13 protein-coding genes are annotated in these 12,759 nt (G+C 44.2%); 1 reads left to right on the top strand and 12 read right to left on the bottom strand.

Translation table 11 applies throughout. The features are described from left to right. Positions 1-31: 31 nt before the first annotated feature. From OCV12_RS24420 to OCV12_RS24395, 6 genes are all read right to left on the bottom strand, one after another. Positions 32-1,228 carry a multidrug effflux MFS transporter gene (locus OCV12_RS24420; RefSeq protein WP_449361574.1) on the bottom strand — a complete coding sequence of 399 codons (1,197 nt, stop codon included), beginning with the start codon at positions 1,226-1,228 and terminating at the stop codon, positions 32-34. 205 nt (positions 1,229-1,433) lie between these two features. After that, positions 1,434-2,345, bottom strand: coding sequence for a LysR family transcriptional regulator (locus OCV12_RS24415; protein WP_261886474.1), 912 nt, complete (start codon positions 2,343-2,345; stop codon positions 1,434-1,436). Between the two features lie 161 nt (positions 2,346-2,506). Continuing rightward, positions 2,507-3,868 (bottom strand): DUF1254 domain-containing protein, encoded by a 1,362-nt coding sequence (locus tag OCV12_RS24410; RefSeq protein WP_261886473.1) that lies wholly within the window; start codon positions 3,866-3,868, stop codon positions 2,507-2,509. Positions 3,869-4,048: 180 nt separating this feature from the next. Further along, positions 4,049-4,828 carry a hypothetical protein gene (locus tag OCV12_RS24405; RefSeq protein ID WP_261886472.1) on the bottom strand — a complete coding sequence of 260 codons (780 nt, stop codon included), beginning with the start codon at positions 4,826-4,828 and terminating at the stop codon, positions 4,049-4,051. Between the two features lie 314 nt (positions 4,829-5,142). Beyond that, entirely contained in the window at positions 5,143-5,523 is a 381-nt protein-coding gene (locus OCV12_RS24400) for a hypothetical protein (protein WP_176680011.1), read from the bottom strand. Positions 5,524-5,718: 195 nt separating this feature from the next. Then, entirely contained in the window at positions 5,719-7,431 is a 1,713-nt protein-coding gene (locus OCV12_RS24395) for an RluA family pseudouridine synthase (protein WP_261886471.1), read from the bottom strand. A 326-nt stretch (positions 7,432-7,757) separates the two neighbouring features. Here OCV12_RS24395 and OCV12_RS24390 point away from each other — a divergent pair, with 326 nt between their 5' ends. Continuing rightward, positions 7,758-8,210: an NUDIX hydrolase gene (locus OCV12_RS24390; protein WP_261886470.1), complete on the top strand. Its 453-nt coding sequence runs from the start codon at positions 7,758-7,760 to the stop codon at positions 8,208-8,210. A gap of 17 nt (positions 8,211-8,227) precedes the next feature. On the opposite strand, the gene OCV12_RS24385 is transcribed toward OCV12_RS24390, so the two are convergent. The 6 genes from OCV12_RS24385 to OCV12_RS24360 form a co-directional block, all read right to left on the bottom strand. Then, the gene (locus OCV12_RS24385) at positions 8,228-8,665 is read right to left on the bottom strand and encodes a bifunctional diaminohydroxyphosphoribosylaminopyrimidine deaminase/5-amino-6-(5-phosphoribosylamino)uracil reductase RibD (RefSeq protein ID WP_261886469.1); all 438 of its coding nucleotides are present in this window, start codon (positions 8,663-8,665) and stop codon (positions 8,228-8,230) included. A gap of 180 nt (positions 8,666-8,845) precedes the next feature. Next, on the bottom strand, positions 8,846-9,412 hold the full coding sequence (locus OCV12_RS24380) for a nucleotidyltransferase family protein (RefSeq protein ID WP_261886468.1): 567 nt from the start codon (positions 9,410-9,412) through the stop codon (positions 8,846-8,848). Next, on the bottom strand, positions 9,412-9,699 hold the full coding sequence (locus OCV12_RS24375) for a putative quinol monooxygenase (protein WP_261886467.1): 288 nt from the start codon (positions 9,697-9,699) through the stop codon (positions 9,412-9,414). Before OCV12_RS24375 ends, OCV12_RS24380 begins: the two co-directional genes overlap by 1 nt. Positions 9,700-10,670: 971 nt before the next feature. After that, positions 10,671-11,528, bottom strand: a complete 858-nt coding sequence (locus OCV12_RS24370) for a hypothetical protein (protein WP_261886466.1) — start codon at positions 11,526-11,528, stop codon at positions 10,671-10,673. Continuing rightward, positions 11,528-12,382 carry an ABC transporter ATP-binding protein gene (locus OCV12_RS24365; RefSeq protein ID WP_261886465.1) on the bottom strand — a complete coding sequence of 285 codons (855 nt, stop codon included), beginning with the start codon at positions 12,380-12,382 and terminating at the stop codon, positions 11,528-11,530. The genes OCV12_RS24370 and OCV12_RS24365 overlap by 1 nt, the downstream gene beginning before the upstream one ends. After that, positions 12,379-12,750, bottom strand: a complete 372-nt coding sequence (locus OCV12_RS24360; RefSeq protein WP_176680003.1) for a GntR family transcriptional regulator — start codon at positions 12,748-12,750, stop codon at positions 12,379-12,381. Before OCV12_RS24360 ends, OCV12_RS24365 begins: the two co-directional genes overlap by 4 nt. Between the last annotated feature and the right edge of the window lie 9 nt (positions 12,751-12,759).

The raw sequence follows: 12,759 nt of genomic DNA, 5'->3' as shown, positions 1-12,759 counted from the left end.
TTAAGTACAAGATTAACTATTTTGAACAACCTTAATTCAGTTTCGTCGTCACATACTCTTTGTTTCTGACCATTAGCCACATCAAGCCGCCTAGGGTGCCGACCGATAATTGGATTAAGCCAAGGTTTTCAATTAACGAGTCTGGGCGAATTGAAACTAAGACCATGCCTAGCGAGCCACAGATCATGCTAAAGAATTGAATAAGAGCAACTGCAGAGCCAGTGTCGTGGTCTTGTTGGTTCAGCATCAAGTTGGTGCCGGGTACTCGCATGATGATGGCCATTAAAGTGGCAGGGGCTGCGATGAAAGCAAAGAACCAAGGTGACAAGCCACCGACAGTCAGCGTGAAGATTCCGGCAGTCGCCAGTAGAGCAAAACATCCGGTGATGACCTTTTGAACTGGCATGCGATAGGACAATTTCATGTAAATGGTTGGCCCGAATGAGGCGCACAATGCGTTGAATGCGAACGCGTAGCTGAACTGTTGTTCGGTGAGTCCGAAGTCATTGATGTAGATGTAAGATCCGGCAGCCAGAAAGCCCATCAGCGCCATTGGTGTGATAGAGAAAATAACCAGTAGCTTGACGAACGAGCGGTTTTTCATGACCACGCCCATTCTTCCCCATGAACGGAACATAGAACCTTGGTACTTGGTTTCTAGCGTCTCTCGATAGCAGAACGCTAATACTGAGGCGAACGCACCAAAAATCGCGAGAGTGACGAACATCATTCTCCACGATGCGATTTTCAGTAGGAAGGCACCAAATACAGGCGCGACCATTGGCGCGATGATCACCAGTGACATGATAGTCGCCATGATCTTTTCACGTTCTCGACCCTCATAAAGATCTTTCACAATGGCGGTGGCGATAACCGTAATGGCACTGCCTGCAAACGCTTGGAAGACGCGAGCGCCAATCAATTGTTCGATGCTGTTGGTCATTGCGCATATCACGCTCGCGACCATATAGCTTGCTAAGCCAATCAATAGGATAGGCTTACGGCCAAATTTTTCACTCAGCGGTCCCCAGAACAACAGGCCTACAGCATAAGTCACGAAGTAGCTGCTTAGGGTTAGGTTAACCATGGATTGATCGGTATTGAACACCTCAACCATTTGCGGAAGTGCTGGCAAATACAGGTCGATGGTCAATGGAGGAAACGCACTGATGATGACGAGGAAAAATAGCATACCGGTCTTACCCAGTACTGGTTGTGGTTTCTTCAAGGTCTCTCCCCGTTATCCAAGAAAAGATTTCTAATGGATGTGATGTTGTGTTTCAGAAGGCGTAGGCACGTCAGACATGAAGGATAGATTCGCTAAAGAAGGTGGCGAAAGCTTCTGGGATATTGTCTGACTGCTCAATTGTATTACAAAACATTATCGCTCTTATAGCTAATGAATTCAATCAGCTAGTTGTGATAGTCGTGATTTATGCACTCTCAGCTTTGATGGCTTTTCGTAACAAGCTCTCTAGCCATTTAGTAATCGGGTCTGAAGTGTATTGGTTAGAATAAAATAAACCTATATCACCAGTGGGTGTGTCTAAGTTTTTATCTAAAGGGACTGCAACAAATCGCTCGTCAAACTGCTTGGCAGCCAAAGAAGAGCAGAAGAACACCATATCTGATTCCAGGATTGTTTTGAGGATGATGCTGATATGGCGACACCGTAGGTGTACATTCATTTCTAGGCCATTTTGTTTGAACACACGTTCCGCTTTGGGCGCATCATCGTTCCAGTCTTTCATGATATGAAAGGCGAAAGATTGAGACTTTATATCCTCAAAGGTTATGTAATCAAGTTGACTGAGAGGGTGGTCGGTACGGCAAACAAGAACAAAGTCGTCTTTTCCTACCTTACGTTGAATGAAGCTTTTTGGTAACTCAATAGGGAAGTAATTGACTCCAATTCTTGTTTCCTTCTTGTCGAGCGAGTCAGGCGTCGAACTTTCCCAATCTTCGATTGTTAATTCAACCTTAGGTGCTTGCTGTGAAAGAAGCTGGATGAAAGGTGGTACGAGCCATTCAGCAATGGAGGCATTCATCGCGACAGTGAGCTTCTCTTTACAAGTCGCTGGAATAAATTCTTTGGGTGCAAATAGTGAGTTGGTTTGAGACATCAGATGCGGAACTTCATGCGCCAATTCTTCACCTCGAACCGTTAGTTCCAATTTTTGACCATTACGTACGAGTATTTCATCTCCTACCAACTCTCGTAGTTTGAGTAATGAACGACTGATAGCAGACTGACTAGTATTGAGTTCTTTAGCTGCTAATGTTGTGCTTTTTACTTTCAATAAAGTTTGCAGCGTAAAGAGTAAGTTCAAGTCAATTTTTGCCATACATAAATCCCATCAAAAATTAGGTATATTTGTGCTTAAAAGTGCATTCAGACTAACACAATACGAAATGGTAAGTTTCATGAGTCAAATGCTAAGCCACCATAGAAAAGTACCCTCTCTATGGTGGCGATGAATTAATTGTAAATTAGGTCAGTGGTAAATTATTTTTTTATTCGAGTGAATGGTGTTGCTTTCCACTCATCATTTTTTACTTTATTGCCCGGAGTATACATTCGAAGTACCGCGTACCATCCGTGGTCTGGAATCGGTAAGAAGTTTTCGTTATCTGCTTGGCCTTCCGTATTTGAGCTCATGAAAATGGTATACGTGCCATCAGCATTGGGAGTGAGAGTACGGTCGCCGCGAGAGTGGCGGTTCATGTCATTTTTTTCCATGAACCGCGTCTCAGCACTGTAAGCTGTGTATGACCAAAATCCGCCTTTTTCGATGTCAGGTGCTTCAAAAGTCACCGTGTAATCGTATTTGCTACCATCAAGAGGATCCCCTTGGCTGTCGACATAGTCGGCACCATACATTGTATGTTCAGCAGGTAGCCCCCATTGACCCATGTAAGTACCAAAGGCGTGCTGGAAGCTTGGCACTGCAGTCATTTCTTCACGAGTACCCAGAATGTCGCGAGAGTCATCGAAACCTGCGTTACTAATGTGATCAAGTCCTTGTTGTCGTGCAAGCTCAATCATGTTTTGTTCTTGGTCAGTAAAGGTAGTGCCAACTGGAGCGCCTAGTTTGAGCTTAGCGAAGTCGCTCAATAGTTTTGCGTCGTGATCACGCATGGTGCCTTCCGCTAGAACGAAATTTGTTCGTTCAACCCAGTTGGTAGTTTCTGGGTTAGGGTAGTTACGCTCTATCTGTTTTGGGCCTTTTTGTCCTAAGAACTCAGAGAGAGTACGAATGGTCCAGTGGTCCATTAGCGCTTGGGCTTTCGCGGAATCATCGCCACCTAAATCCATAATTCGGCCCATCATTTTCACCAAAGGATGCTCTACGTATATCACTTGATCAACACTCGCGGGCACATCACCTTGCCAACCTTCAACGGCATACATGAAAGTGCCGCCTTTCGTTCCTCTTTGTGGAGAGCCGAACGCAGAGTCAGTAAAATGCTGCATGTTCATAGTATGGAACAACCAGTAACGATTCTCGTCATGATCAGGGATTGTAATGATCACTGGTTCAGCGGCTAAATCCATCCAACCCATTAGATGCAAGGTGTCATTATTGATGGTTGGATGAGAGGTATAAGTATCATCAGCCAGAACTCGAATATTCTGGAATCGGTTCAGTGGGTAATCTGCTTCGACGACTGTTTCGTAAAAGTATTTGTATGCTTCATCAATGCTATACGCGTATTCATAAGCAAGTTGCTCAAGTTTTTGTTTGTCGTGTTGTTGGATAGCGGCGTTTGCTTGGACTACACGTATTGTGTCTGATGGACTGTTTGCCATGGCAGGCGCAATTAATAGAGCGTTGGTTAAAGCAAATACGATAAAAGATTTTTTCATTCTCTTGACTCTCGTTGTTGTGATTTTGGAAGAGTACATGTTCTATTTTTTGCTATAAATGATATTTAGTGGATTTAATTAATATCAAAATTGATATTAATTAAGGCAAACGAATGAATCATGTACTAGCATTTACGGTGTTATTTTGAATTAACGAAAACCTGTTTGTGTCGCAAAGAATTAGAGTTGGTAGTTGAACTCTATACGCTGGTCACCATCAGAAAAGTCGGTGTTTTCAGTCCAGTTTGCGTAGTAACGAACATTAAAGCGGGATGTAAATTGATAAGAAATAGCGAGTTCGTGAGTGAATACACTGTCTGAATTTTCCATTCCATATTGAGTAAACTCGTCAGAACCTGACAATGTTGTCATCCACATTGGGTTGTAGTTGATCCAAATATTATCGGTGACTTCAAATTTGGTGTAAGTACCCACTACCGCAAATGTGCCTGGGAAACCATAACCACCGACAGCATCGCCATTTTCGTCAAAGCTATTACTAAATGCTGTACCGACACCAGCCAGTGGGTATAGATTGAGTCGCCCCAATTTCGGTAAAGCTTGAATGAAACTGTAGGAAGCTGTACCTGATTCGCTATTAAAATCGTAATTAAGATCAATTTGATTAGCGCGACCATTGGTCGTGTTCACCGAGAAATTACGATAGCGAACAGAGTCAATAGAGTCGTTGACTGGGTGTTGGTCGTTGTCCGCCCAGCCAAAAGCTTCACCTCCAATACCTTTAACCTCGAACACGTTCATACCGGCTTGGTTGTCCTTACCGGTATCGTAGGTTTGGCCAATTTTTAGGTTAAGACCTTTGTCGGTGATCCCTCCGCCCACTTGGGTAAATACCGCCAACGGGTCCGACATATCTTCAACGGCGTTGTTGTCATCGGCGAGGACATTGATGGAATATATCAGAGGAATGGTGAATAAAAGGTACGCGTTTTTTTTCATAGTAGACCTATCGTCATACACCACATTGAGTAGACCGAAGTGGCTACGTTGTGGCTGAATTAGTGGATGACAAGAGGTTAACGATTCTTGGTTTTTGGTTCTATATTATTGATTGAATAGGGTTTATATCGAATTTGGTATGAATTTAAGGGGGAGATGGATAGGTTAGATAAGTACGTGTTTCAGATGCGGTTTCTTGTTTTATCCGACAGGTTTAATCAATGGTCAGCAGTACCAATAATTCGTTCGGATAAAACAAAAAGCGGTCAAATCGAGCTTTTACATGAAGTAAAAGTAGGTATGAGAGTTACTCGTTACCTCTTTCTTGGGCGCTTTTCTACCAAGCCGTTGCGTTCTAAACCGCGTCTTACGCTGCTGCACAGTTTACCAAAACGACGCAGTTCTTCGAAGTTTGGTCCTTGGCCGATTGAAATACTGTGTTCCCAGTACATCAACTCACTGTCGACCATCTCTAGCAATTTCTTTGAGCAGCCAGAGCAGTTACCTTTTGGGCCACAGATAAACGTCTCTGACTCGTAAAGAGGGAGTTCGTTTTTCACTTCTTCGATGAGATTCAACATCGCCGAGTTTAAGTCTGGCTTCTTGTTGGGAAGTGGTTTCAAGCATAGTGCTTGAGGCGCGATCATTGAAGGGGTTTGTGTGTTGGATTGTACATTCAAAGCAGCTGATGACATATCAAAGGCCTCAAGGAAAGAAGAAGAGGGGCATCCTACTCTTCACAACAAAGTGAACCTTGATGTAGTGCAATAAGCGTGGAGATATATCCGAAAGAGGTAGGGGAAAGAAGGGATTGAGAATGATGGGGAGTGAAAAGGGGAGACACAAACAGCATGGCTCCCTCAATTAAAGCTTAGTATTAACGAGAACCCTTAGAATTCAGCGTTAAACTGGAACTCCATCCACTCTTTGGTGACTGGGTGATGCAGCGCAAGCCTTTCAGCGTGCAGGTGAAGACGGTCTGCTTTGTTGCCATACAAGCCGTCACCAACGATTGGCATGTTAAGCCCTTCTTCGTGTGAACAGTGAACGCGTAATTGGTGCGTACGACCAGTTTTCGGGTGCAGATAAACCTTGGTTGTTTCTTGATTTCGCTCAATCACTTCCCACTTGGTTTCAGCTGGCTTGCCGTGTTCGAAGCAGACAATCTGGCGAGGACGATCGTACAAATCGCCACGTAATGGCAAGCGAACATAACCTTCATCTTCCGTTAGAACGCCTTCAATCATTGCGACGTATCGCTTTTCGACTTCACGAGTAATGAACTGCTTCTGCAAGCTTTTGTTCGCACGTCGTGTAAGCGCGAATATCAGAATGCCAGAGGTCGCCATGTCCAAACGGTGAATCACAAATGGGCCTTCAACATCAGGATGCATTTCTTGAACGCGAGTATAGGCCGAATCTTTGATGGTTTTGCCTGGTACGGATAGAAAACCGGCTGGCTTGTGTACCACAACGATGTGATCGTCTTGGAACAAGATATCGAGGTCTTTGCCTTCTGCAGGGTTTTCTAGCAATGGGTTTGGATCGACTTCTAGACCTTTCATCATGTGGCCTAAAATCGGTACACATTTGCTTTGGCAAGAAGCGTAGTATTTCTTATGTTTGCGAATTTCAGACTTCGGTGAACGGCCCCACCAAAATTCAGCCAGTGCCAGTGGTTCATAGCCATTCAGATACGCATATTGTAGAAGTTTTGGGGCTGCACATTCGCCAGAACCTGCTGGTGGAATCTTGTTTGGCGTATTTTCAAAGATCTGGTTAAGGTCTTCGACATTGCCTTCCGCATTTTGGAAAGCGTATTGTGAAAACAGCTTATGTTGAAGTTGATGAGAAATGTGTGCTCTTTGCTCTTTGAGCTCAGCTAATTGAGTCGTAAACACGTCAACTTTGCCTTGAAGCTCATTCAGAGTTTGTTCCCAGTTGAGCTTAAGATATTTCTGCTGATTCTTGTCGGCAACACTGGCTTTGTTTAGATCATTATTTAGCTGTTCGAAAGCTTGCTCATCAAGGTTTTCTTTGCCCTGCTCACGTTGCTCTTTACGTGTTTTTCGGCCTTCAATAATCAACAAGCGTTGCGCTTCGATTTCTTTTTCTGCCTGTGCTTTCTGTTGTGCTAACTGCTCACACAATTCGAGATATTCAGCGTTCACTTGCAGCGCTTTAAATTTCGCATTCACAGCCATCATGTCAGCCGTATCTTGATGGAAAAAGCTGCCGCTGCTCAACATATCGAATACTGGTGGCACAAAGTGGGGCAGCAGGTTTTGGTCGGCGATTTTCCCAGAGAAAGCAGAGAAGTACCCCAGTTCACCTTCTGGGCTTCTCACCAATAACACGCCAAACATCTTGCCGCGACCAGTATCAGAATCGAGTCCGAAGTCATGTTGCCAATCGGTTTGTGTTTCTAGGTATTGTTGAAGCTGGTGTGAGGCAATCTCACACAGTGGGTGCGGTTCATAATAGAACGGGAAGGTGAAACGCTCAGGCAACGAATATGACTCGATCGGCTGTTGAAAACGAGTGAAGCAATGCTCAGGTGTGTGGCTGTTTTCTGAGTCGTGCGTTGGTTTTGATGAGTGCATATTGTCGTCTTACTTCATGGTGATAAATGGCTGTGTGTCTATGGTGTATGCTTTGAGAGCTTAAACACAGTACAAGGCGGCGATTCTACTCTTTATCGAAATGCGCCTCAAATAAGAATCGCTCAATGACTGGGTACCAAGGCTGTTCTTGAACATACAAGCCTTGTTCTTGGATATATAAGGTTTATTCTTTGGCACAAAACCTCAGCAGTTGCGCTTGATAGCTATAAATTGATGAGTGGCCTCTCGTTTTTAATCATAGAAGACAACTTCACAAACGAAGGGTGGTAGCCTTGCCGCCCTCTTGTTCAACCTAAGGTAACGTTATGATTCCACTCAATACTTCGATTGTATCTGGTGTCGCAATTTCAGAGATCGACGGACAAACGAAAATGCTATTAATGAAGCGTGTGAAAGGCGAGTTTTGGTGCCATGTTGCAGGCTCGATTGAAGCTGGTGAAACAGGGTGGCAGGCTATTGTTCGTGAGTTTGAAGAAGAGACACAGATTCAAGTACAAGACTTGTATAACGCACAGTTTCTGGAGCAGTTTTATGAGGCGCACGCGAATGTGATTGAGCTAATCCCAGTATTTGCAGTTGTATGCCCACCCAACCAAGCAATTGAACTGAATGACGAACACACAGAGTACCGCTGGTGCGATTTAGAGGAAGCGAAAGCGCTCGCGCCGTTCCCTAACCAGCATGCCGTCTACGATCATATTTGGTCGTATTTTGTTGATAAGCCAGTCAACCCGCTTTACCGAGTGAAACTGAGTTAGCACTGGCTGTTTTAGAGTTAAGACTTACCAAGATAAGGGGTTAAAAAGGCGCTCACTTGCGCTTGGCATAGCCCTATATCCACTTTCACGCCGTGCGATTCGAGTATCGCTACACCACGACCATTATTGCGCGGATCTGGGTCTAGCATGGCAACGACGACGTGTTTTACACCTGCTTTGACCAATGTATTGGCGCAAGCGGGTGTTCTGCCAACAAAAGAGCAGGGCTCTAAAGTTACGTAAGCGGTAACGCCTTCCATTGTTCCATCCGTTTCGTCGTCATATCTATTCAGTGCTTCGACCTCGGCATGATTCCCACCGACTTTTTGCGTGTACCCAACAGACACCACCTTATCGTTTTTCACCAAAACACAGCCTACTGGCGGGTTTGGTTGGCAATCAGGTAGGGCTTGGCGCGAAGCTTCAAGAGCTTGCAACATGTATTGTTGGTTCATGGTTGTTACTCTGTATTACGAGGGGCGCAGCAGTTAGTGGCCGTGCGCGTTTGATGAGCTACTAAGCTAATTAAGCTAACAGGTGGAGCATATTCGATCTGATTGGACTTTGAGTCAATGGTTTTAGCTTTGAATTCGACGGGCAGTTAACTGGTGCCAATGACTGACTTTGGTCGATAGCTAATTTTGGTCATTCGCGTTTCCAATCGTTAACTTGGGCCAGTGAGTTAGCCAGTTTTTAGATTGAACTCGTTGGTCAAACACGTCTCTGCTGCGATTGGGGTTCGGCGTGATCTTCAAATCAAACAAACTCTCTAAACCAAAAGCCGAGATATATTCAATGTCTCCATTGAGGTTTAGTTTTACGGCGATCGCCGTCTCTTTTTCAGGCCAATAACTCATTGCATCTAATGAGCTTTGGTAAGGCATGTCATTGTTTCTGATGTGCATGTTGGCTTGATTACGAACTTGCCAGTTGAGCTCAGGTAACCTCTCTTGAAGCTGGGCTTCGTATCGAATAGCCGATTCGTAAGAGGTATCACCGCGATCAAAGTAGATCACATCAATGTCATTGAGTGGTGTAGGTGAGTCGAAGGCATGTAGGTGATCCCAGACTCGATTCCTCACAAAGCCAGCGGCGACAAAGCATTGTGGTAAATCCAGTTCAGAGACACATTCTAATACCTGCATTCGCAAGGAATCTTGTTTGATCAATGTGATGATACGATCGGCTAAGGGCTCTGTCATTATGGTGTGGTCACGTCGGTGACTTGATAATGACGTGTCACGTTCTTTGAGATCTTACCCCATTCAGAAGCTTTGACGCGTTGCTGGTGGGCTTCGAACGCATCACGATTCGTGAATTCCTCGTAAACTTCAAAGCGATTAGGCTGAAGTGTGCTTTGACTGACTCGAAACACGATACAGCCGGGTTCTGACAGCGTAAGTTCTTTATGAACAACCAACGCTTGTGTGACCGCTTCTAGGTCGGTGTCAGGCACAAGAATATGCCCTTGTAGAATGACTTTACTCATTATTACGTCCATTTAATTTTGCCCATTACTCGCTTTTTCCATTAAAAGCGCCGTCCGTTACAAACATAATCCCATTTTGAGTTTGTGTCGTATAGGCTAATGTGAATAAAAAATGGTCAATACAATTGGAGGTGGGGTTACACCGTAACATTTATTGCTGAAGGTGATAAGTTAATAGGTAGGAAAGATAAGTTATTGGGAACTTAATCTGCGTTGGTCCGGTCTATTAAACAGGTATCATTGAACTGTATTGGTACTGAAATGAATTTGTCATCTGAGATAACTAATCTTAATTTCGAACAACGGCTCATCGGATTAAATTGAGCCATAGTTGATATCTAGGTCATACTTTGATGTAAATGGTACTTAAAACCCTATATGTTTTGTGATTTGTATCATTGATCTGGCCGTCAAACACCGTTAGATTCGAATGGTTGGCAATAAAAAATAGCTCAAGAAGAGCAGTTAAAGAAAAGGAAATATCCCTTATGAAAAAAATGAGAAGAGCACAGCTTCATCGCGTTCGCATCCAATACTGGAAAGACACGTCAAAAGAAGCTTCAAAGAAATAAGCTTTATATCTAAACCTATAAAGTTACAAAGCTGAAAGCGAAAAGGCTTTCAAACAAAACCCTCAATTGGGTATGTAAAACGCAACAAACCGATTTCAATAGCACTCTCAAGTACCTTCATCTGGTCGGCGACTAAAGAAATCATCCCCCAAGAGCTGGCAGGCATTACCAATAATGCAATTCAATGTCAGCTCATTAATACCCTCTCTTGTTATCTTTACTTCACTTAATTCTTACGCACCAAAATCAACTCGTACTCGTGACTAAATCTTTTTTGCCATTCAAGTCACTGAAACGCATTTCGCCTAAAAGAAAGCGCCAGCCAATAAAAAAGCTCCCGATTTCTCAGAAGCTTTGATTTAGATTTTGTGTCTGCTGTGAGCCTCAAGCCAGATGACTCTAGCGTTGGAACAGCGTCTTCAAGCTCACATCGTCGGTTCTGTTCAGTTTTAGGCTTAGCAGGTAACCACCAATGCCGAGCAGTACGTAAATAGTTAAAGACAGAATCGAAACTCCTGAAAGTGCACTGAATGGGTTGCTTGTCGTCAGCACTTTCATCGGCAGTGAAGCGATGACAGAAAAGAAGTCATTGATGCCATAGAAACCGAATAGCGCGATAGCCAACCATTTAATTGCAAAGCTTGAAACAAAAATGACAAGCAGCGGAGAGTTAACCAGTTGCGAAATTGCCAGAGTCATCGTTGCCAATGGCAATAGAACTAACGCAACCAGCAGCATGCGACCAAAGAACACCACCCAATTGCTGAGTACGTAAAATAACGACTGCTGCTCAACTAACAGTGCCAATGGTTGTTCACTTGATAGGTTCAGAATCCAGAACAGAACATCAGCAAATAGAACCAATAGCGCACAAATAGCTGGGATTACCACTAAGCCGAAACCTAGCTTTACGGCGTGAGTCATGGCATTCGATACAGGCATACTTCTCCAAAACATCGAACTGCCTTCTTGGCGTTCTTTACGCAATGTTTTAGGGATGTAAAGCGTAGAAAGCAACAGTGAAATTAGGCCCGCGCCAAAGTAGATCACTGAATTGAGATCTCGTGAGAAGTCTCTGTGCATGCTGCTTACGTCGCCGTTAACCTCCATTTGGAAGAAAAAGTCGTGTTGCGCTTGACCACTAAAGAACAAGCTAACGAACAGCAAGAAACCACACAATCCGATAAACAGAGGCAGTCGAGTGTTAATTTTATGCTCGATAAGTTCTTTTTCTAGCATGTAAAAACTTGGGTGCATTATGCCTTCTCCGTCTGTGTTGCAAGGAATAGGTCCGCGAGACCAACGTTGTAGATGTTACCCAATGATTCAACCTGTTCTTTGTACTGACTTTCCAATAACCATTTAGTTGTTCCTAACCCCGGTTGTGAGGTCAGTGGATTGAGCTTCTGGATCTCACTAGAGTGGTTGTTTGCCACATCGATAATGAAGTAGTCGTTCTCGATCTCTTCCATGCTCTTTTGCATCACACAGTGACCTTGTTTCAGAATCAACACATCCGTTAATAGGTGTTCGATCTCTGAAACCTCATGACTGGCGATGATCATCGCGCGTTCGCCGTCGTGGAACCACTCTAGAAGATGGCGATAGAAAGTATCGCGGTAGAGTAGATCTAGACCCAACGTTGGTTCATCTAAGATCAAGACTTGAGTATCCGTCGCGATGATGATCGCAAGGTGAAGTTGAACCTTCATCCCTTTAGAAAGCTGCTTGATCGTTGAAGAGATCTTAATGTTGGTACTGCTTAGCGTCTGTTCGGCTTTTTGCCTATTGAAGCTTGGGTGCACACCTTCTGTGTAGCGAAGCAGTTGTTTCACTGTCATCCACTCTGGCAACACGTTCACATCTGAAATGTAAGATAGGTGCTGCATGAGCTCCGCGTGCTGGTGGATAGGGTGGTAACCGTTGACCTCAATCTCACCTTGATAGTTGTGTCCACCAAGCAGTGACTTAATCAGTGTCGATTTACCCGCACCATTGTGGCCAAGTAAACCAAGCACTTGCCCCGGCTTTAACTCAAAGCTGATGTTCTCGACACCCACTTGATTTGAATAGGTTTTGGTTACGTTTTTCACGGAAAGTAAAGTACTCATGACTTGTCCTTGATGTGTTGTGCTAGCTGTTTCACGAGTTCTTCGACACTCATATCAATGATGCCTAGTGTCTCAGCGATGGCTGGGATCTGTGTGTTAATGAAAGTTTGGTGTGCCGACTCTTTCAACTTTTGCAGTGCACCTTCGGCCACATACATGCCTTGGCCGCGCTTTTTCTCAACCAAGCCTTCATCCACCAGTAACTGGTAGCTTTTCATGACAGTAAGGTGGTTGATTTTGAGATCGGCAGCAACGGCACGTACCGAAGGCAATGCTTGTTGCTCTAACCAAACACCTTGAAGAATTTGGTCACTGATCTTGGTAGCAAGCTGCCTAAAGATCGGTTGGTCGTCTTTCCATTCGGTCATAATCAAAAC

Source organism: Vibrio pomeroyi (assembly GCF_024347595.1).
In the GTDB taxonomy this organism is placed as follows: Bacteria; Pseudomonadota; Gammaproteobacteria; order Enterobacterales; family Vibrionaceae; genus Vibrio; species Vibrio pomeroyi.
This window is presented reverse-complemented; position numbering and strand designations above follow the sequence as displayed.

Coding starts and splice junctions, on each gene's coding strand:
- OCV12_RS24415 (WP_261886474.1), bottom strand. CDS start 2,345: ATGGCAAAAATTGACTTGAACTTACTCTTTACGCTGCAAACTTTATTG.
- OCV12_RS24410 (WP_261886473.1), bottom strand. CDS start 3,868: ATGAAAAAATCTTTTATCGTATTTGCTTTAACCAACGCTCTATTAATT.
- OCV12_RS24405 (WP_261886472.1), bottom strand. CDS start 4,828: ATGAAAAAAAACGCGTACCTTTTATTCACCATTCCTCTGATATATTCC.
- OCV12_RS24400 (WP_176680011.1), bottom strand. CDS start 5,523: ATGTCATCAGCTGCTTTGAATGTACAATCCAACACACAAACCCCTTCA.
- OCV12_RS24395 (WP_261886471.1), bottom strand. CDS start 7,431: ATGCACTCATCAAAACCAACGCACGACTCAGAAAACAGCCACACACCT.
- OCV12_RS24390 (WP_261886470.1), top strand. CDS start 7,758: ATGATTCCACTCAATACTTCGATTGTATCTGGTGTCGCAATTTCAGAG.
- OCV12_RS24385 (WP_261886469.1), bottom strand. CDS start 8,665: ATGAACCAACAATACATGTTGCAAGCTCTTGAAGCTTCGCGCCAAGCC.
- OCV12_RS24380 (WP_261886468.1), bottom strand. CDS start 9,412: ATGACAGAGCCCTTAGCCGATCGTATCATCACATTGATCAAACAAGAT.
- OCV12_RS24375 (WP_261886467.1), bottom strand. CDS start 9,699: ATGAGTAAAGTCATTCTACAAGGGCATATTCTTGTGCCTGACACCGAC.
- OCV12_RS24370 (WP_261886466.1), bottom strand. CDS start 11,528: ATGCACCCAAGTTTTTACATGCTAGAAAAAGAACTTATCGAGCATAAA.
- OCV12_RS24365 (WP_261886465.1), bottom strand. CDS start 12,382: ATGAGTACTTTACTTTCCGTGAAAAACGTAACCAAAACCTATTCAAAT.
- OCV12_RS24360 (WP_176680003.1), bottom strand. CDS start 12,750: ATGACCGAATGGAAAGACGACCAACCGATCTTTAGGCAGCTTGCTACC.